Annotated in this window: 18 protein-coding genes; 14 read left to right on the top strand and 4 right to left on the bottom strand. The window is 72.9% G+C overall.

The window, feature by feature from the left end:
* Nucleotides 1-6 precede the first annotated feature (6 nt).
* The 4 genes from ACE101_RS24350 to ACE101_RS24335 all read left to right on the top strand — a co-directional run bounded on the left by ACE101_RS24350 (nt 7) and on the right by ACE101_RS24335 (nt 4,656).
* A complete protein-coding gene (locus ACE101_RS24350) occupies nt 7-927 on the top strand; it encodes an ABC transporter permease (RefSeq protein WP_379135193.1) in 921 nt (306 codons plus the stop codon).
* A complete protein-coding gene (locus tag ACE101_RS24345; protein WP_379135191.1) occupies nt 924-2,018 on the top strand; it encodes an ABC transporter permease in 1,095 nt (364 codons plus the stop codon). The genes ACE101_RS24350 and ACE101_RS24345 overlap by 4 nt, the downstream gene beginning before the upstream one ends.
* Nucleotides 2,019-2,038: 20 nt before the next feature.
* Nucleotides 2,039-3,622, top strand: coding sequence for an ABC transporter ATP-binding protein (locus ACE101_RS24340; RefSeq protein ID WP_379138897.1), 1,584 nt, complete (start codon nt 2,039-2,041; stop codon nt 3,620-3,622).
* A gap of 245 nt (nt 3,623-3,867) precedes the next feature.
* The gene (locus tag ACE101_RS24335) at nt 3,868-4,656 is read left to right on the top strand and encodes a DUF2189 domain-containing protein (protein ID WP_379135188.1); all 789 of its coding nucleotides are present in this window, start codon (nt 3,868-3,870) and stop codon (nt 4,654-4,656) included.
* A gap of 42 nt (nt 4,657-4,698) precedes the next feature.
* On the opposite strand, the gene ACE101_RS24330 is transcribed toward ACE101_RS24335, so the two are convergent.
* Nucleotides 4,699-5,919 (bottom strand): serine hydrolase domain-containing protein, encoded by a 1,221-nt coding sequence (locus tag ACE101_RS24330; protein ID WP_379135186.1) that lies wholly within the window; start codon nt 5,917-5,919, stop codon nt 4,699-4,701.
* Nucleotides 5,920-6,067: 148 nt separating this feature from the next.
* On the opposite strand from ACE101_RS24330, the gene ACE101_RS24325 reads away from it, so the two are divergent.
* The 3 genes from ACE101_RS24325 (at nt 6,068) to ACE101_RS24315 (ending at nt 9,524) form a co-directional block, all read left to right on the top strand.
* On the top strand, nt 6,068-7,036 hold the full coding sequence (locus ACE101_RS24325; protein ID WP_379135183.1) for an NAD(P)H-dependent flavin oxidoreductase: 969 nt from the start codon (nt 6,068-6,070) through the stop codon (nt 7,034-7,036).
* Between the two features lie 210 nt (nt 7,037-7,246).
* Entirely contained in the window at nt 7,247-8,485 is a 1,239-nt protein-coding gene (locus ACE101_RS24320) for a Zn-dependent hydrolase (RefSeq protein WP_379135181.1), read from the top strand.
* 76 nt (nt 8,486-8,561) lie between these two features.
* Nucleotides 8,562-9,524 carry an MBL fold metallo-hydrolase gene (locus tag ACE101_RS24315; RefSeq protein ID WP_379135178.1) on the top strand — a complete coding sequence of 321 codons (963 nt, stop codon included), beginning with the start codon at nt 8,562-8,564 and terminating at the stop codon, nt 9,522-9,524.
* 4 nt (nt 9,525-9,528) lie between these two features.
* Here ACE101_RS24315 and cutA read toward each other — a convergent pair whose 3' ends face one another.
* Nucleotides 9,529-9,849 (bottom strand): divalent-cation tolerance protein CutA, encoded by a 321-nt coding sequence (gene cutA / locus ACE101_RS24310; RefSeq protein ID WP_379135176.1) that lies wholly within the window; start codon nt 9,847-9,849, stop codon nt 9,529-9,531.
* Between the two features lie 83 nt (nt 9,850-9,932).
* Here cutA and ACE101_RS24305 point away from each other — a divergent pair, with 83 nt between their 5' ends.
* Both ACE101_RS24305 and ACE101_RS24300 read left to right on the top strand, forming a co-directional pair.
* Nucleotides 9,933-10,703: an NAD kinase gene (locus tag ACE101_RS24305; protein WP_379135175.1), complete on the top strand. Its 771-nt coding sequence runs from the start codon at nt 9,933-9,935 to the stop codon at nt 10,701-10,703.
* A gap of 199 nt (nt 10,704-10,902) precedes the next feature.
* Complete coding sequence (locus ACE101_RS24300) at nt 10,903-11,250, top strand: DUF6481 family protein (protein ID WP_379135173.1); 348 nt, start codon at nt 10,903-10,905, stop codon at nt 11,248-11,250.
* 68 nt (nt 11,251-11,318) lie between these two features.
* Here the strand turns inward: ACE101_RS24300 and ACE101_RS24295 are convergent, their stop codons facing one another.
* Nucleotides 11,319-11,762 carry a DUF488 domain-containing protein gene (locus ACE101_RS24295; protein ID WP_379135170.1) on the bottom strand — a complete coding sequence of 148 codons (444 nt, stop codon included), beginning with the start codon at nt 11,760-11,762 and terminating at the stop codon, nt 11,319-11,321.
* Nucleotides 11,763-11,958: 196 nt separating this feature from the next.
* On the opposite strand from ACE101_RS24295, the gene ACE101_RS24290 reads away from it, so the two are divergent.
* Genes ACE101_RS24290 through ACE101_RS24275 form a run of 4 tightly spaced genes read left to right on the top strand, consistent with a single transcriptional unit; the run spans nt 11,959 to nt 15,966 of the window.
* Entirely contained in the window at nt 11,959-12,807 is an 849-nt protein-coding gene (locus tag ACE101_RS24290) for a glycoside hydrolase family 25 protein (RefSeq protein ID WP_379135167.1), read from the top strand.
* Nucleotides 12,804-13,451 carry a ribonuclease HII gene (rnhB, locus tag ACE101_RS24285; protein WP_379135165.1) on the top strand — a complete coding sequence of 216 codons (648 nt, stop codon included), beginning with the start codon at nt 12,804-12,806 and terminating at the stop codon, nt 13,449-13,451. The genes ACE101_RS24290 and rnhB overlap by 4 nt, the downstream gene beginning before the upstream one ends.
* A 51-nt stretch (nt 13,452-13,502) precedes the next feature.
* Nucleotides 13,503-15,113 (top strand): acyl-CoA synthetase, encoded by a 1,611-nt coding sequence (locus tag ACE101_RS24280; protein ID WP_379135163.1) that lies wholly within the window; start codon nt 13,503-13,505, stop codon nt 15,111-15,113.
* On the top strand, nt 15,103-15,966 hold the full coding sequence (locus tag ACE101_RS24275; protein ID WP_379135160.1) for a PPC domain-containing DNA-binding protein: 864 nt from the start codon (nt 15,103-15,105) through the stop codon (nt 15,964-15,966). The genes ACE101_RS24280 and ACE101_RS24275 overlap by 11 nt, the downstream gene beginning before the upstream one ends.
* Before the next feature lie 133 nt (nt 15,967-16,099).
* On the opposite strand, the gene ACE101_RS24270 is transcribed toward ACE101_RS24275, so the two are convergent.
* A complete protein-coding gene (locus ACE101_RS24270) occupies nt 16,100-17,764 on the bottom strand; it encodes an electron transfer flavoprotein-ubiquinone oxidoreductase (RefSeq protein ID WP_379135158.1) in 1,665 nt (554 codons plus the stop codon).
* Between the two features lie 212 nt (nt 17,765-17,976).
* Here ACE101_RS24270 and ACE101_RS24265 point away from each other — a divergent pair, with 212 nt between their 5' ends.
* Nucleotides 17,977-18,837, top strand: a complete 861-nt coding sequence (locus ACE101_RS24265) for a uracil-DNA glycosylase (protein WP_379135156.1) — start codon at nt 17,977-17,979, stop codon at nt 18,835-18,837.
* Nucleotides 18,838-18,904 lie beyond the last annotated feature (67 nt).

The following is an 18,904-nucleotide window of genomic DNA, read 5'->3' as shown; positions in this document are numbered from 1 at the left end:
GCCCCGATGACCGGCTTCGTGCTGCGCCGGCTGCTCCAGGCGATCCCGACCCTGTTCCTGGTCGTGACCCTGTCGTTCTTCCTCGTGCGGCTCGCGCCCGGCGGCCCCTTCGATCTGGAGCGGCCGCTCGCGCCCTCCGCGATGGAGAACCTGCGCCGGGTCTACGGGCTCGATCAGCCGCTCCCCGTCCAGTACGGGCGCTATCTCGCCGCGCTCCTCACCGGGGATCTCGGGCCCTCCTTCTCGGTGCGGGACATGAGCGTGGCGGAACTCCTCGCCCGCGGGCTGCCGGTCTCGATGCGGCTCGGCGGGCTCGCCCTGCTCGTCGCCCTCGTGGCGGGCGTCGGGCTCGGCGGCGTGGCCGCCGCGCGCCGGGGCGGCCTCCTCGACCACGCGGCGACGACGCTCGGCACCCTCGGGCTCGCCGTGCCGGCCTTCGTGGTGGCGCCGCTCCTGCAGATCGCCTTCGGCCTCTCGCTGCGCTGGCTGCCGGTGGGCGGCTGGGAGGACGGGGCGCCGCGCCACCTCGTCCTTCCCGTCGTCACCCTCGCCCTGCCGCAGGCGGCCGTGATCGCGCGGCTCACCCGCGCCGCCCTCCTCGACGTGCTCGCCACCCTGCCGATGCGCACCCTGCGCTCCCTGGGCCTGCCGCCCCGGGTGATCGCGCTCCATGCCTTGCGCGGGGCGGCCCTGCCGGTGATCGCCTATCTGGGCCCGACCGCGGCGGGGCTCCTCACCGGTTCGGTGGTGGTGGAGACGATCTTCGGCCTGCCGGGCGTCGGGCGCGCCTTCGTGGACGGAGCCCTCAACCGCGACTACCCGCTGGTGATGGGCACGGTGGTGCTGGTCGCGGTCTTCGTGATCGTGTTCAACCTCCTGGTCGATCTCGCCACCGCCCTCGTCGATCCGCGGGTGCGGCAGGCATGACGGCGCCCGACCTCTCCCTGTGGGCGGCGGCGCGGCGGCGCCTGTGGGGCGACCGGGGGGCGCGGCTCAGCCTCGCGGTGCTGGCGCTGATCGCGCTCGCCTGCCTCGTCGGGCCCGTCCTCACCGGGCATTCCTACGAGCGGATCTCCTACGATTATCCGCGCACGCCGCCCTCGCTGCAGGTCTATCCGCGGCCCGAGACGATCGGCCCGGCGCTGGAGCGCCTGGCCCTGCGCATGCGGGTGCGGATCGAGGACGTGACGGTCGGGGCCGATGCCCTGCGGCTGACCCTCGCCGCCGACGGGCCGGTGGACGACCGCGTGCTGACCTTCTTCGCGCGCTCCGACCTGTTCGGGCCGGCCGCCGTGCTCGGCCGCGCGGAGGACGGGCGCCGGCTCACGGTGCGCGTGCCGCTGCGCGAGACCCGCTTCCTGCTCGGCACCGACGCGATCGGGCGCGACCTCCTCACCCGCGTGCTCGTGGCCGGGCGGGTCTCGCTCGCCCTGGGCGTGCTCGCCACCGGCGTCGCCCTCCTCATCGGCGTCGCCTACGGGGCGGCGGCGGGCACGCTCGGCGGGGCGGCGGATGCCGCGATGATGCGGCTCGTCGACATCCTCTACGCCCTGCCCTTCGTGTTCTTCGTGATCCTGCTGGTGGTGGTGTTCGGCCGCTCCCTCGCCCTGGTCTTCGTGGCGGTGGGGGCCGTGGAATGGCTCGACATGGCGCGCATCGTGCGGGGCGAGGCCCTGGCGATCCGCCGCCAGGACTACGTGCGGGCGGCGGAGGCTCTCGGCGTCGGCACCGGCGCGATCCTGCGCCGCCACGTGATCCCGAACGCGCTCGGCCCGGTCCTGGCCTACGGGGCCCTGCTCGTCCCGCGGGTGATCCTGCTGGAGAGCTTCCTGTCGTTCCTCGGCCTCGGCGTGCAGGAGCCGATGACGAGCTGGGGCGTGCTGATCGCCGAGGGCGCGCGCAGCATCGAATCCGCGCCCTGGATGCTCCTCGCGCCGGCCCTCGCGCTGGTGGCGACGCTGCTCGCCCTCACCGCCCTGGCCGAGCGCCTGCGCGCCGCCCTCGATCCGCGAGGCTAGAGCCGATGGTGGCTGAACCGATGGCGCCCCTCCTCACGCTGCGCGGGCTCTCGGTCGCCTATGGCGGGGTGGCGGCCCTGTCGGGGCTCGACCTCGCGATCGCCCGCGGCGAGACCCTGGCCCTCGTCGGCGAATCGGGCTCGGGCAAGAGCCAGGCGGCGCTCGCCGTCATGGGCCTGTTGCCGGAGGCGGCCCGCGTCGCCGGCTCGGCCCGGTTCGACGGCACCGAGCTGATCGGCCTGCCCCGCCCGGCCCTCGACCGTATCCGCGGCGCGCGGATCGGCATGGTGTTCCAGGAGCCGATGAGCGCGCTCTCCCCGCTCTTCCCGATCGGCCACCAGATCGCCCTGCCCCTGCGCGCCCATCGCGGCCTGACGCGCGGCCAAGCCCGCGACCGGGCCCGCGATCTCCTCGGTCTGGTCGGCCTGCGCGATGCCGCGTCGCGGCTCCCGGCCTATCCGCACGAACTCTCGGGGGGCGAGCGCCAGCGGGTGATGATCGCGATGGCGCTCGCCTGCGAGCCCGATCTCCTCATCGCCGACGAGCCGACCACCGCCCTCGACGTGACGGTGCAGGCGCAGGTTCTGGCGCTGCTCGCCGACCTCAAGGCCCGGCTCGGCCTCGCGCTCCTGTTCATCACCCACGACCTGCGCCTCGTGCGGCGCATGGCCGAGCGCATGGCGGTGCTGCGGGCCGGGCGCCTCGTGGAGGAGGGCCCGACCGATCGGCTCTTCGCGCATCCCGCGGCGCCCGAAACCCGCGACCTCCTCGCCGCCGAGCCGCAGGGCCGCAAGGCGCCGGTGCCCGCGACGGCCCCGGTGGTGCTGGAGGGGCGCGGGCTCGGCGTGTCCTATCCGGGCCGCGGCGGCTGGTGGCGCCGGGGCGCGCCGCGGCTGGCCGTGCGGGGCATCGACCTCACCCTGCGGGCCGGACAGACGCTCGGGGTGGTGGGCGAATCGGGCTCGGGCAAGTCGAGCCTCGGGCGGGCGCTGCTACGGCTGGAGCCGGCGGCGACCGGGATCGTGCGCTTCGAGGACCGCGACCTGACCCGGCTCGACCGGGCCGCCCTGCGCCCCCTGCGGCGCGGCTTCCAGCCGGTGTTCCAGGATCCCAACGGCTCGCTCTCGCCCCGGCTCACCGCCGGCGAGATCGTGGCGGAGGGGTTGCGGGTCCACGCGCCCGCCCTGAGCGCCCGCGAGCGCGACGCGCGGGCGGCGGAGGCCTTCGCCGCGGTGCGGCTCGATCCGGCGTGGCGCCACCGCTTCCCGCACGCCTTCTCGGGCGGCCAGCGCCAGCGCATCGCCATCGCCCGGGCGATGATCCTGCGGCCGAGGGTGGTGGTGCTCGACGAGCCGACCTCGGCCCTCGACCGCACCGTGCAGCGGGACATCATCGCGCTCCTGCGCGACCTCCAGGCGGCGCACGGCCTCGCCTACCTGTTCATCAGCCACGACCTCGCGGTGGTGCGGGCGCTCGCCGACACGGTGCTGGTGCTGCGCGACGGGGCCGAGGTGGAGCGGGGCGAGACGGCCTCGGTGCTGGCGCATCCGCGCGCGGCCTACACGCGGGCGCTCGTCGCGGCGGCGGGGCTCGCGAGCGTTTGAGCAGGCCCGGCTCCGCTCCGCCGCCCCGATCGAGACAACGTGATCGGCTCCCGCAGGAGGCCGCGCGCGGCCTCCCCCCTTGGTCCAATCCCACGGCATGGATTACGCTCCCGCCGTTCCGGCCCGCCGCGACGAGGGCGGGCGCCCACGAAGGATGAACCTGCGCACGCGATGACCTGACGACCCCGCTTCCCGGCTCGGCCTGTCGGCCGTCGCGCCCGCATCACCTGTGCGGAGGATCTGCGATGACGGTGTCAGTTTTCTCGCCCGACTACGCGGCGCATCATCCCGCCGTGCATCGGATCGGCCCGGCCGATCTCCAGATCGCGCTCGCCAAGGGCTGGGCGGACTTCCTCGACAACCCGACCCACGTCCTCTTCATCGTGATGATCTATCCGATCGCCGGGGTGATCATCGCGGCCGCGACCTTCGAGAACAACCTCGTTCCGCTGCTGTTCCCCCTCGCCTCGGGCTTCGCGCTGATCGGGCCCTTCGCGGCGATCGGCCTCTACGAGATGAGCCGGCGGCGCGAGCGCGGTCAGGAGACCGACTGGGTGCAGGCCTACGAGCCCCTCACCCATCGCTCGCCCCGGCCCCTCCTCGCGGTCGGCCTCGTGCTGGCGGCGCTCTTCGCCGCCTGGATCACGGTGGCGCTGGCGATCTACCACGCCCTGTTCGACGGCTCCGTCTACGGTTCGGTGGGCGCCTTCCTCGCCGACGTGGTCACCACGCCCCGGGGCTGGGCGCTGATCGCGGTCGGCAACCTCGCGGGGGCCGCCTTCTCGCTCCTGGCGCTCGCGGTGAGCGCGGTGTCGATCCCGCTCATCGTCGACCGCGACATGGATGCCGGCACCGCCATCGAGACCTCGGTCGCCCTGATGCGGGCCAATCCGGTCACGATGGTGCTGTGGGGCCTGATGGTGGCGGCGCTGCTCGTCGTCGGGATGGCGACCCTGTTCGTCGGGCTCGCCATCGTGCTGCCGGTGCTCGGCCATGCCACCTGGCACCTCTACCGGCGGGCGGTGGGACCCTGAGCATCCTGCGCCGATGCGGGATCCCCTTCGGCGGCAGGCGCGCTAATCCACCAGCGCCGCGTAGGTCAGCACGCGCAGCTCGCGCCGCAGCGGCAGGGCCGAGGACGGCATGAGCTGCGTGAGCAGGATCACGAACAGATCCTCGGCCGGATCGATCCAGAAGGCCGTCGAGGCGGCGCCGCCCCAGGCGACCTCGCCCGGCGTGCCCACGATCTGGGCCTTGGCCGGATCGAGCATCACCGAGAAGCCGAGCCCGAACCCGATGCCGCTGTAGCTCGATTCCGAGAAGCGCGGCTGGCCCATGTCGGCGAGGTCGCCGCGCAGGTGGTTCGCGGTCATCAGCGCCACGGTCTTGCGGCCGAGGAGGCGCACGCCGTCGAGTTCGCCGCGGTTGAGGATGAAGCGGCAGAAGCGCGCGTAATCCGCCGCCGTCGAGACGAGCCCGCCCCCGCCCGAGGCGACGCGGCGCGGGCGCGCGTAGCGGCCCTCGACCGCATCGTCGATCAGCGTGAGGCGGCCGCCCTCGCCGTAGGCGTAGTTCGCGGCGAAGCGGGAGAGCTTGTCCGCCGGCACGTGGAAGTCGGTATCGACCATGCCGAGCGGGCGGATGATGCGCTCGCGCAGGAAGACGTCGAAGGGCAGCCCCGAGACCACCGCCACGAGGTGCCCGAGCACGTCGGTGGCGATGCTGTAGTTCCACTCCGCCCCCGGCTGCGAGAGCAGGGGCAGGGCGGCGGCCCTGGCCACCACCTCGGCCAGCGAGGTCTCGGCGGTCTGGAAGTCGACGCCCTCGTCCCGGTACATGGCGTCGATCAGCGTCGATTCCATGAAGCCGTAGGTGAGGCCCGCGGTGTGGGTGAGGAGGTCGCGGATGGTGATGTCGCGCTCGGCCGGCACGCTCTCCCACTTGCGGCGGCTGCCCCCGGTGAGCACCCGCATGTCGCGGAACTCCGGCAGGAAGCGGGTGACGGGATCGTCGAGCTGGAAGCGGCCCTCCTCGTAGAGCATCATCACCGCCACCGAGGTCAGCGGCTTCGTCATCGAGTAGATGCGCACGATGGTGTCGTCGGCCATCGGCAGGCCGCGGGCGAGGTCGCAGAGGCCGTGGGCGCGCGAGAATGCCACCTGCCCGTGGCGGGCCACCATCACCGACAGGCCGGCGAGCCGCCCCTCGTCGACGTAGCGGCGCATCCAGCCGTCGATGCGCTCCAGGCGCTCCGCGGAGAGGCCGACCGCCTCGGGGGGAGTGGAGGTCTCGGGCAAGGGCGGCTCCTCTGGATGATGCTTGGCGGGCTTCGCGCCCGCCCGGCGGGTTCTAGCCCGCCGCGGGCGGGGCCGTCACCGGCCGATTGACCGGATGCGAGGCCGATGCGATGCCGGTGCGTCACGAGACCCGGGAGACACGCCGCCGATGCCCCTGCCCGACAGCCTCGCCGGCGCCCTGTCGCTGCCCGTGGTCGCCTCGCCGATGTTCATCGTCTCGGGGCCGGAACTCGTCATCGCGCAGTGTCTCGGCGGCATCGTCGGCTCCTTCCCGGCCCTCAACGCCCGCCCGAAGGAGGCCCTGGACGGCTGGCTCACCCAGATCGACGGGGCCCTCGCGGCGGCCCGCGCCGCCGATCCCGGCCGGATCGTGGCGCCCTACGCGGTCAACCAGATCGTCCACGCCTCGAACGACCGGCTGGAGCACGACCTCGCGGTCTGCGCCGCGCACCGGGTGCCGATCATCATCACCTCGCTCCGGGCGCCGGACGCGGTGGTGGCGGCGGTGCACGGCTGGGGCGGGCTGGTCTTTCACGACGTCACCACCGTGCGCCACGCCGAGAAGGCGCTCGAGGCCGGGGTCGACGGGCTGATCCTGGTCTGCGCCGGGGCCGGGGGCCATGCGGGGACGCTGAGCCCCTTCGCCCTCGTCGGCGAGGTGCGCCGCTTCTACGACGGGCCGCTGATCCTCTCGGGCGCCATCACCACGGGCGCGGCGATCCTGGCCGCGCAGGCGATGGGCGCCGACCTCGCCTATATGGGCACCCGCTTCATCGCCACCGCGGAGGCGAACGCGGCCCCGGCCTACAAGGCGATGATCGTCGGGACGAGCGCGGCGGACGTGATCTACACGCCCTTCTTCACGGGCGTGCCCGGCAACTACCTGAAGCCGAGCGTCGCCGCGGCGGGGCTCGATCCCGACGCCCTGCCGCATGCCGACAAGACCCGGATGGATTTCGGCTCCGGCCGCACCAAGGCGTGGCGCGACATCTGGGGGGCGGGCCAGGGCGTCGGCACCATCGACGACGCGCCGCCCGCCGCGGCGGTGATCGCCCGGCTCAAGCGGGACTACGCGGCGGCGCGGGAGGGGCTGCTGGGGGCCCGCCGCTGGGCTTAGAGCGGCGCCCGATCACGTTGCAATCAGGCGCCGCTCTAGGTCTTTGATTTTACCGCATTTTCTGCGACGAACCGGGATCCACTTCGTCGGAAAATGCTCTAGGGCGAGAACCGCTCCCGCGGCCCCCCTGCCCTGCATCCCGCGCTTGTCCCCCCGGCACGGGGCTCGCATGCTGGCGCGCGACGAAACGGCTTTCGGTGGTCAACCAGCATGGCAACCAATCTCTCGGTGAACGGCTCCCGGCTCTGGGACACGCTGATGGTCTCGGCCGGCATCGGCACGGGGCCGCGCGGCGGCATCCGGCGGCTCACCCTCACCGAGCCCGACCGGGTGATGCGCGACCAGCTCAAGGCCTGGGCCGCGGAGGGGGGCTACGCCCTCTCCATCGACCGGCTCGGCAGCATGACCCTGCGCCGCCCCGGCAGCGAGCCCGACCTGCCCCCGGTGGTGATCGGCAGCCACCTCGACACGCAATGGGCGGGCGGGCGCTTCGACGGCATCCTGGGCGTGCTCGCCGGCCTCGAGGTCTTGCGCACGCTCGACGATCTCGGCATCGCGACCCGCCGCAGCATCGAGGTGGTGAACTGGACCAACGAGGAGGGCGCGCGCTTCTCGCCGCCGATGCTGTGCTCCCTGGCGTGGTCGGGCCAGCAGACCCCCGAATGGGTCGAGGGCCGCATCGACCGCGACGGCACCCGCTTCGGCGACGCCCTGGAGGCCATCGGCTATCGCGGCCCTGAGCCGGTCGGGGGCCGCGCCATCGACGCCTATTTCGAGCTGCATATCGAGCAGGGCCCGGCCCTCGATGCGGCGGGCGTGCCGGTGGGCATCGTCACCGGCGGCTATCCGAGCTGCGGCATGCGCATCGCCGTCGAGGGCGAGACCGCCCATACGGGCCCGACCCCCATGGCCGAGCGCCACAACGCCCTCGTGGGCGCCGCCATGGTGGCGGTGGCGGTCAACGACATCGGCTGGGCCCATGCCGACACCGACGCCAAGGCCACCGCGGCGCGGCTCGACCTCGTGCCGAACCTGCCCGGCACGCTCTCGGAATATGCCGAGCTGTTCGTCGACATGCGCGCCCCCGCCCTCGAGACGCTGGAGACCATGAAGGCGTCCCTCCGCGCGGCCCTGCCGGATTGCGCCGCGCGCTCCCGCACCGGGATCCGGATCGCCGAGGAATGGGGCTTCGGGGTGTTCGGCTTCGATGCGGAGCTGATCGGTCTCCTGCGCGGCACCGCCGGGCAGCTCGCCATCCCCACCATGGACCTGCGCTCCCAGGCCGGGCACGACGCCTACCACGTCGCCCGGGTCGCCCCGGCCTGCATGATCTTCACCCCCTGCAAGGGCGGCATCACCCACAACGAGGCCGAGGACATCGACCTCGCCGCGACGCTGCCGGGGGTGAACCTGCTCCTGCACGCGGCGCTCGCCCGCGCCAACCGCTGAGCGCGGGCCGTCTCGCTTGACGGGGCGGCGGGCCGCCTTAGGTGCGGCCCGTCCGTCCGCTCGGGATGAGAGAGCCATGTCGATGACCCGACGCACCCTGCTCGCCGCCGCCCCGGCCGCGAGCGCCGCCGGCCTCGGCGGCGGCCCCGCCGCCGCGCAGAGCCCGGCCCCGCCGCCCGCCCTCCACCGCTACGCCGTCGGCGAGGTGGCGGTGACGGCTCTGCACGAGGGGATGGCGGCGCGCCCGCTCGACGCGTCCTTCGTGCGCAACGCGCCTTTCGAGGCGGTGCAGGCCGCCCTGGAGCGGGCCTTCCTGCCGAAGGACCAGCTCCCGATCACCTTCACGCCGCTGCTCCTCACCCTCGGCGGGCGCCGGGTGCTGATCGACACGGGCTTCGCCGATAACGGACCGCCCACCACCGGCGGGGCCCTGCGGGCGCTCGCGGCGCTCGGGATCGAGCCCGGCCAGATCGACGCGGTGGTGATCAGCCACTTCCATCCCGACCACATCCTCGGCCTGCGCCGCAAGGACGGCAGCCTCGCCTACCCGAACGCCCAGGTGCTGGTGCCGGAGGCCGAGGCGGCCTTCTGGATGGACGAGAGCCGGATGGCGAACCCGCCCGATCCGCTCAAGCCCACGGTCGGGGCGGTGCGCCGGGCCTTCGAGCCCAAGGACATCCGGGTCGAGCGCTACGCCTGGGGCAAGGAGGTGCTGCCCGGCCTCACCGCCCTCGACGCGCGCGGCCACACCCCGGGCCACACCGCCTTCCTGCTCGAATCCGGCGGGCATCGCCTGATGGCGCTGTCGGACGTCACCAACCACCCGGCCCTGTTCGTGCGCAACCCCGACTGGTCGGCGGTGTTCGACATGGATGCCGACCAGGCCCGGGCCACCCGGCACGCGATGCTCGGCATGGCCGCCGCCGAGCGGGTGGCGGTGGCGTTCTACCACGCGCCCTTCCCGGCGGCCGGCCACATCGCCAAGGCGGGCGAGGGCTACGAGTTCGTGCCGCTGCAATGGGGCGTGAACCCGGCCTGAGGGGTCAGCCCCCCGTCTCGGCGAGGAGCCACGCCAGGGTGCCGGCATCGGCGCCCGAGGGGGTGAGGTGCAGGATGATCGGGGTCTCGTAGGGATGGCGGGCCTTGAGGGCGGCGCCGAGGGCGTCCGCCAGCCCCTCGCGGCTCTTGAGGATCGCCACCACCTCCTCGCCCCGCTCCACCGCGCCCTTCCAGGCATAGACCGAGCGCATGCCCGGCAGCACGTTCACGCAGGCGGCGAGCTTCTCGCGCACCAGCGCCTCCCCGACCGCGAGCGCGGTCTCGGCATCCGGAAAGGTCGTGTAGACGAGCAGCGGGCGCTCCATGCTATGCGTCTCCCGTGACGGCGGATCCGGATCCCCGACGTGCGGGATGCGGCGCCGGGGCGTCAAGCGGGGCGGAAATCAGCATGGCGCGGCGTTTCAACCGGATCGCCTTCATCGCGAGTCCCACCACGGATGCCCGTGAGGCCGCCGCCCTCCTGATGCAGCGCTACGACCACGTGCCTCCGGAGGACGCCGACGTGGTGGTGGGCCTCGGCGGCGACGGCCTGATGCTGCAGGCCCTCCACCGCTTCATGGGCACGGGCAAGCCGATCTACGGCATGAACCGCGGCACGGTCGGCTTCCTGATGAACGAGTTCCACCTCGACGACCTGCCCGAGCGGCTGGAGCAGGCGGAGCGCAGCGTGGTCCACCCGCTCCTGATGGTGGCGACCGACGTGCTCGGCCTCACCCACACGGCGCGGGCGGTCAACGAGGTCTACATGCTGCGCCAGACCCACCAGACCGCCAAGCTGAAGATCTCCATCGACGGGCATGTGCGCCTGCCCGAGCTGATCGCGGACGGCGTGCTGGCGGCGACCCCGGTCGGCTCGACGGCCTACAACCTCTCGGTGGGCGGCCCGATCCTGCCGATCTCGGCCCAGCTCATCGCGCTCACCCCGATCTCGGCCTTCCGGCCGCGGCGCCAGGGCAGCGTGCTGCTGCCCAACCACGCCCGCATCCGCATCGAGGTGAAGGACCCCGAGTACCGGCCGGTGGCGGCGGTGGCCGACCACACGGAGTTCCGCCGCGTCGCCCGGGTCGAGACCCAGCTCGACCGCTCGACGGACCTCGTGATGCTGCACGATCCCGGCCACAGCATGGACGAGCGCATCCTGCGCGAGCAGTTCGGCTGAGGGCGCCGTCCCGCCACCGGGCGGGGCTCCACGCCTGCGCGGCGCGCAATCCTCGACGAGGTCTCCCCTGCGCAAGGCCCGATCGCGCGGGGCCGCGTCTTCGTTTACCTTTGAATCTGGACGCGCCGGGCGCTAGAGGACGGTCTCTTCCCGAACCGGGCGCCCCGCGCCCCCGAGCAGGACCCACGAGACGCACACGATGGCAGGCTTCAAGGACCAGCAGTTTGGCAACCGCCAGGGCGCTTCCGCGCAGGCGAAGAAGGCGATGCTGGAGAAGTTCAAGGCCCGCCCGTCAGAGGACGATCCGGCGGTGCAGGAGCGCCGCGCCGAGCGGCAGCGCATCGCCGAGGCGCGTGCCGCCCGCGAGGCCGAGCGCGAGGCCGAGCGCAAGGCCGAGGCCGAGCGCCGCGCGGCCGAGGAGGCCGAGGCCCGCGCCCACGCCGAGCGCGAGGCCGCCGAGGAGGCCGAGCGCCAGAAGGCCGTCGAGGCCGAGCAGAAGGCCGCCCGCGACGCCCGCTACGCCGCCCGCAAGGCCCGCCGCAAGTAAAGGCCCGGGCCTCGGGGCGATTGCCCGGCCGCTGATCCTCCCGGCGCGGCGGCTCTCGCGGCGCCCGGTCAGGCGAACAGGTCGACGACGGTGAAACCCCGCGCCGCCAGCCGCTCGGCGAGCACCCGGCGATGGCATCGCTCGGGATCGCGCTCGAAGCAGAGCAGGCAGGTGGGCGCCCCCGCGGCGAGGTCCGCGAGGCCGTCGAGGGCTGCCTCGCCCGCCCCCGTGTCGAGCACCTCCGCGCAGTAGATCCGCCGCATCAGCGCGGCGTCGTGCGCGCGGGCCGCCTCGCGGCCGGCCTTCGGCGTGCCGAGCGCCCGCAGGTGCTCGTAGCCGATTCCCGCCTCGGCGAGCCCGTCGCGCAGGGCGCTCTTCGAGAAGCCGCGCTTGCGCGACAGGGCGACCGCCCGCACGTCGGCGAGCACGGCCACGCCCGCCCCGCGCAGGGCCCCCACGAAGCGCTCCGAGTCGGCGCCTTCGTACCCGATGGTGAACAGAACCTTATCCACCCGCTTCCCTCGCAAAATCCAATGCCGCCGGGCGCTTAGGCCGATCGGCCGAGGGCCGCGCCCGCCCGCGCCGGCCCGTAAGTGTCTTTGCTGCAACGCTCGCTGGAATTCGCGCGCGATACTGTCAAGCCTTCATTAACCTGCCCCGCTCCATCGAATAGCCATTGTGTTCTGCGTCAGTTCAGGTTGCGCGTCGATGCCGCTGGAGTCGAAGCTCTCCTCCCTCGCCCTGCGTCGTGTCGCTTGGACGAAGCGACTCGCGGCCGGGCTCGGGCTCCTCCTGCTCGGGGCCTGCGCCGGCTCCAGCGACTTCTATCCCACCAAGGGCGACGTGAAGCCCCATCCGGGCGTCGCGCGGGCCAAGCGCCACCCGATCCAGGGCATCGACGTCTCGAAGTGGCAGGGTCCGATCGACTGGACCTCGGTGCGCACCGCCGGCACGCAATTCGCCTTCATCAAGGCGACCGAGGGCGGCGACCACCTGGACGAGCGCTTCCGCGAGAACTGGAACGGCGCCGCCCGGGCCGGCGTGCCGCGGGGCGCCTACCACTTCGTGTTCTGGTGCCGCTCCCCCGAGGAGCAGATGGCGTGGTTCAAGCGGAACGTCCCGAACGATCCCACCGCCCTGCCCCCGGTCCTCGACGTCGAGTGGAACGGCCACTCCGCCAAGTGCCCGAAGAAGCTGCCCAAGGCCCAGGCCCTCGCGATGACGCAGTACATGCTGCGCGAGATGGAGGCCTACACGGGCAAGCGGCCGATCATCTACACGGACATCACCTTCCACCGCGACGTGCTGGAGGGCGAGCTGCCCGACTATCCGCACTGGGTGCGCTCCACCGCGGCCGAGCCCGAGCAGCGCTTCGCCAACCGGGACTGGATGCTCTGGCAGTTCACCTCCACGGGCCGGGTGCCGGGGGTGCAGGGCGACGTCGACCGCAACGCCTTCTACGGCACGCAGGCCGAATGGGCCTCGTTCCTCGCCACCGACTGCGATCCGCGCCACCACCGGCGCCTCACCGCCGCGGGACTCTGCACCGAGAAGTGACCCGCCTCCTCCGCGCGACCCGCCCCTTCCGCGCGGAGGAGGCGGCGCGCTATCCCGTCCTGATCGGCTGCGACGAGGTCGGGCGCGGCGCGCTCTGCGGGCCGGTGATCGTGGCGGCGGTGCAGTTCGACCCCGCCGCCCTGCCGGTCGATCTCCTCGAATCCCTCGACGATTCGAAGCGGCTCGACGCGGCCGCCCGCCGGAGCATCGCGGCCCGCCTGCCCGCCCATGCCCGCATCGCCTATGCGGGCGCCTCGCGGGCGCTCATCGACCGCATCAACATCCGCGCCGCCACCCTCGACGCCATGACCCGCAGCGTGCGGCGGCTCGGCCTCGCCGGCCCCGTCGCGGTGGACGGGCGCGACCGGCCGCCCGGCCTCGAGGGGCGGGTGCGCGCGGTGATCGGCGGCGACCGCCTCGTGCCCCAGATCGCCGCCGCCTCGATCCTCGCCAAGGTGATGCGCGACCGGCTGATGACCGTGCTGGCCCGCCGCCACCCGGCCTATGCCTGGGAGCGCAACGTCGGCTACGGCACCGCGGCGCACCGGGCGGCCATGCTGCGCGAGGGACCCAGCCCCCATCACCGGCGGAGCTTCCGGGTCGGCGGCGCCCTGTGGCATAACGGGCCGCCGGAACCGCCCTGAGCGGCGCCGGCCCGAACGAGAACACCACCGACAACAGCCGGGAGGCGCCCCATGACCCCGATGTCCCGCCGGGTGATGAATCTTGCCCATGGGCTGACCCAGGCGGCGGAGCGGCATCCCGAGCGCACGGCGATCGCCTGGGGCGAGCGGCGCTGGAGCTGGGCCGCGTTCGACGCCCGCGTCTCGCGTCTCGCCGCGGCGCTCGCCGGCCGCGGCATCGCCAAGGGCGACCGCCTCCTCGTGCATGCCCGCAACGGCAACCCGATCCTGGAGATCATGTATGCGGCCTTCCGGCTCGGGGCCGTGTTCGTGCCCACGAACCACCGGCTGATGCCGGGCGACGTCGCCTATCTGGCCGAGCAGTCGGGGGCCCGCGCCTTCCTGTGCCAGGCGGACAACCCGGACCACGTGGCGGCGGTGCGCGCGGCCCGCCCGGATCTCGGCCTCGTCGTCACCCTGGGCGACGGCCCGGCCGAGGGCGTCGCCTACGAGGCGCTGCTCGCGGAGGCGCCGGAGGGCCGGGTGCCGAACGCGGCCGTGGATTACGACGACCCCTGCTGGTTCTTCTACACTTCGGGCACCACCGGCAAGCCGAAGGCGGCCGTGCTCACCCACGGCCAGATGGCCTTCGTGATCACCAACCACCTCTGCGACCTGATGCCGGGCACCACCGCGGAGGGCGATGCCTCCCTGGTCGTGGCGCCGCTCTCGCACGGGGCGGGCGTCCACGCGCTGGCCCAGGTCGCCCGCGCGGTGACCACCGTGCTGCCGGGCTCCGACCGCTTCGACGGCGGCGAGGTCTGGCGGCTGGTCGAGCAGCACCGGATCACCAACATGTTCACGGTCCCGACCATCCTGAAGATGATGGTCGAGCATCCGGCCGTGGCCGCGCACGACCATTCCTCCCTGCGCTACGTGATCTACGCGGGCGCGCCGATGTACCGGGAGGACCAGAAGCGGGCGCTGAGGACCCTCGGGCCGGTCATCGTCCAGTATTTCGGGCTCGGCGAGGTGACGGGCAACATCACGGTGCTGCCGCCCCACCTGCACGAGGCCGAGGACGGGCCGGGGGTGCGCATCGGCACCTGCGGCATCGAGCGCACCGGCATGGAGGTGCAGGTCCAGGATCCAGAGGGCCGCGCGCTGCCGCCGGGCGAGACCGGCGAGATCTGCGTCTGCGGCCCGGCGGTCTTCGCGGGCTACTGGAACAACCCCAAGGCCAATGCGGAATCCTTCCGCGACGGCTGGTTCCGCACCGGCGATCTCGGCTTCCTCGACGCGCAGCGCTTCCTGACCATCACCGGCCGCGCCTCCGACATGTACATCTCGGGCGGTTCGAACATCTATCCGCGCGAGATCGAGGAGAAGATCCTGGCCCATCCGGCGGTGGCCGAGACGGCGGTGCTCGGCGTGCCGGACCCGACCTGGGGCGAGATCGGCATCGCGGTCTGCGTGCCCCGCGAGGGAGCGGCGCTCACCGAGGCCGAGATCCTGGATTTCCTCGACGGCAAGATCGCCCGCTACAAGCTGCCCAAGCGCATCTTCCTGCGACCGTCCCTGCCGAAATCCGGCTACGGCAAGATCACCAAGAAGATGGTGCGCGAGGAATTGGAAGCGGCGGGCCTCCTGCCCCTCGGCGGGCGTCCGAGCCATGCGGCCTGAGCCTGTGCGCGCGCATCTCGCCCAGCCGGGACCGCTGCGGCCCGAGCGCCGGATCGCGGCGGCCGGGGCCCTGCTCCACCTCTCCCCCCGGCTCGAGCCCGGCGCGACGCTCCTCGACACGCTGGCCGCTCCCCTCGCCGCGGCGGGGGTGACGGGGGCGGTGGCGCATCTCGACGGGGGCTCGTTCGGGCCCTTCGCCTACGTGATGCCAGCGCTCTCCAGCGACCCGACCTATGCGGCCTATTACAGCGAGACCTTCCGGCCCGCGGGCGAGACGCGGCTCGAACGGGCGAGCGTGACCTGCGGCGAGCGGGACGGCGCGCCCTTCCTGCACGTGCACGGGATCTGGACCGAAGCCGACGGACGGCGCCGGGCCGGCCACCTGCTGCCCGGCGAGGTGGTGATCCGCACCCCGCCGCGGGCCGAGATCTGGGGCACGGCGGGGCCCGCCTGGCGCGTGCTGCCGGATGCCGAGACGAACTTCTCGCTGTTCACGCCGGTGGCCGGGCCCGCATCCGCGGAAGCGGCCTGCGTGCTGCTGAAGATCCAGCCGAACGAGGAGCTGTTCGCGGCGGTCGAGGGCGCCTGCGCCGATCTCGGCCTGCGCCGCGCCCGGGTGCGGGGTCTGGGAAGCATCGTGCAGCCGGCCTTCGCGGACGGACGCGTCGTGCCGACCGATGCGAGCGAGGTGCTGATCCGGGACGGCCTCGTCCGCGAGGGTCCGGACGGCCGGCCCCTGGCCGAGCTCGACATCGCGGTGGTCGACGTGGCGGGGACGATCCACGAGGGCGCCCTCGCCCGCGGCCGCAACAGCGTCTGCATCACCTTCGAGCTGTGCCTGGAAAGGGTGTGAGGGCGGGCCCGCCCGCTCTTCCTCTTTCCCGCACGGCCGGAGCGTCAGTGGAGGGAGTTCCGGGGAAAACGCTCGGGTGTAACGGACGCGGAGAATCGGGGAACAAGAAAAAGGGGGCTGTCGCCCCCTTCCCTCACATGTTCACGTAGTTCGGACCGCCCGGACCTTCCGGCGTCACCCAGTTGATGTTCTGGTTCGGATCCTTGATGTCGCAGGTCTTGCAGTGGACGCAGTTCTGCGCGTTGATCTGGTAGCGCACCGAGCCGCCATCCTCGATCCACTCGTAGACGCCCGCCGGGCAGTAGCGCCCCGAGGGACCGCCGAAGACGTCGTGCTCGGAGCGCTTCTGCAGCTCCGGATCCTTCACCTGGAGGTGGACCGGCTGATCCTCCTCGTGGTTGGTGTTCGAGAGATAGACCGAGGACAGCCGGTCGAAGGTCAGCACCCCGTCGGGCTTCGGGTACTTGATCGGCGTCACGTCCTTGAGCGGCTTGGTGCAGGCATAGTCCGGCTTGCCGTGCTTGAGCGTGCCGAACAGCGACAGGCCGGTGAGTTCGTTCAGCCACATGTCGAGGCCGCCCAGGCCCACGCCGACGAGCGTGCCGTATTTCGACCAGAGCGGCTTGACGTTGCGCACGCGCTTGAGGTCGTAGCCGATCTCGCTGCCGCGCCAGCCCGCCTCGTACTCGGTGATCTCGTCCTGGCGCCGGTCCGCCGCCACGGCGGAGAACAGCGCCTTCGCGGCCTGCATGCCGGAGAGCACCGCGTTGTGCGAGCCCTTGATGCGCGGCACGTTCACGAAGCCCGCCGAATCGCCGACGAGGCAGCCGCCCGGGAAGACGAGCTTGGGCACCGATTGCCAGCCGCCCTCCATGATCGCCCGCGCGCCGTAGCCGATGCGCTTGGCGCCCGCGAAGGTCTCGCGGATCATCGGGTGCGTCTTGAAGCGCTGGAACTCCTCGAACGGCGACAGGGTCGGGTTCTCGTAGTTCAGGTGCGTGACGAACCCCACCGACACGAGGTGGTCGTCGAAATGGTACAGCCAGGAGCCGCCGCCGGCCTTGTTGGGCAGCGGCCAGCCCATGGTGTGCTGCACGAGGCCGGGCCGGAACGTCTCCGGCTTGACCTGCCACAGCTCCTTGACCCCGAGCCCGTACTTCTGGTGGTCGGAATGCTGGTTGAGCTTGTAGCGGTCGATCACCCGCTTGGTGAGCGAGCCGCGCGCGCCCTCCGCGAACACCGTGTAGCGGGCGCGCAGCTCCATGCCGCGGGTGAAGTCGTCACGCGGCTCGCCGCTGCGGGCGACGCCGAGGTCGCCCGTGGCCACGCCCACCACCGCGCCGGCTTCGTCGTGCAGCACCTCGGCGGCCGGGAAGCCCGGATAGATCTCGACGCCGAGTTCCTCCGCCTTGCGGCCGAGATACTTCGTGACGTTGGAGAGCGAGCCCACGAAATTGCCGTGGTTCGACATCAGCTTGGGGAAGGCGATGTTCGGCAGGCTGACGCCCCCGGCCGGCCCCAGGAACATGAACTCGTCCTTCACCACCGCGGTCTTGAGGGGGCGGTCCGGATCCTCGCGCCAGTCCGGCAGCAGGCGGTCGAGGCCGATCGGGTCGATCACCGCCCCCGAGAGGATGTGCGCGCCGACCTCGCCGCCCTTCTCCACCACGACGACCGAGACGTCGCCGCCGGCCTCGGCGGCGAGCTGCTTGAGGTGGATCGCCGTCGCGAGCCCCGCCGGGCCCGCCCCGACGACGACCACGTCGAAGTCCATCGCCTCGCGTTCCGGCAACTCCATCCCTCATCCTCCCTCGCGCTCGAATCCCGCGGCCGCGAGATCGTTCACATATAAACGATCTAGGACAGGCTCAAGCCATTCCAATCTCGCGGACCGTGCGACGCCGGCTCGTCGGGCGCAAGCGGACGAAGGGTGATCCGGCGCGCCGTGCCGCAGGCATGAGGTGGCGATTCGCCGTTGTCCACAGGCGGAAGGCTTGCCACATCACGGGGATGACCGACGACGCCTCGGAATGCGGCGACCTCCTCGCCTACCTGGATTTCCACGTCGCGGCCGGCGTGGACGCGGCCCTGGACGAGGCGCCGCACGACCGGTTCGCCGAGAGCGCGGCGAAGGCCGCCGCCCGCCAGGCGCCGCCCCCGCCCGAGCCGGCGCCCGCCGCTCCCGCGGTGGCGGCCCCCCGCCCGCCGGCGCGCAGCAGCACCTTCGGCCGCTCCGCCGCCGCCGATCCCGGCGAGGCCGCAGGCGATGCGCGCGAACTCGCCCGCACGGCCGGCTCGCTGGAGGAGCTCGAAGGGCTGCTCGCCCGGTTCGAGAGCTGCCCCCTGCGCTTCACCGCCAAGAACCTCGTCTTCGCGGACGGGGACCCCGCCGCCCGGGTGATGTTCGTGGGCGAGGCGCCGGGCGCCGACGAGGACCGGGTCGGCAAGCCCTTCATGGGCCGCTCGGGCCAGCTCCTCGACCGGATGATGGCGGCGATCGGCCTCGACCGGACCTCGGCCTATGTGGGCAACGTCGTGCCCTGGCGCCCGCCGGGCAACCGCAACCCGACGCCCCAGGAGGTCGCCACCTGCAAGCCCTTCATCGAGCGGCAGATCGCGCTCGCCGATCCCGACATCCTGGTCTGCCTCGGCGGCGTCGCCACCCAGACGCTCGCCGGCACCAAGGACGGCATCCTGAAGTCGCGCGGGCGCTGGTTCCCGTACCAGACGGGAAAGCGCGAGATCCGGCTCCTCGCCACGCTGCACCCCGCCTACCTGCTGCGCCAGCCCCTGCAGAAGCGCCTCGCCTGGCGCGACTTCCGGGCCCTGCGCGCGGCCCTGGCCGGGCCGGAGGGCGGCCCGGCCGGGTGACTCGAAGCGGAACCGTGCCCGGCGGCGTCGATTACTCTTGAGCCCCGGCGCCGGCCCGCGTAGCCGT

It is taken from the genome of Methylobacterium carpenticola (assembly GCF_042748905.1).
Lineage (GTDB): Bacteria > Pseudomonadota > Alphaproteobacteria > Rhizobiales > Beijerinckiaceae > Methylobacterium > Methylobacterium carpenticola.
The sequence above is the reverse complement of the archived record's forward strand: the minus strand, read 5'-3'. Positions and strand labels throughout refer to the sequence as shown.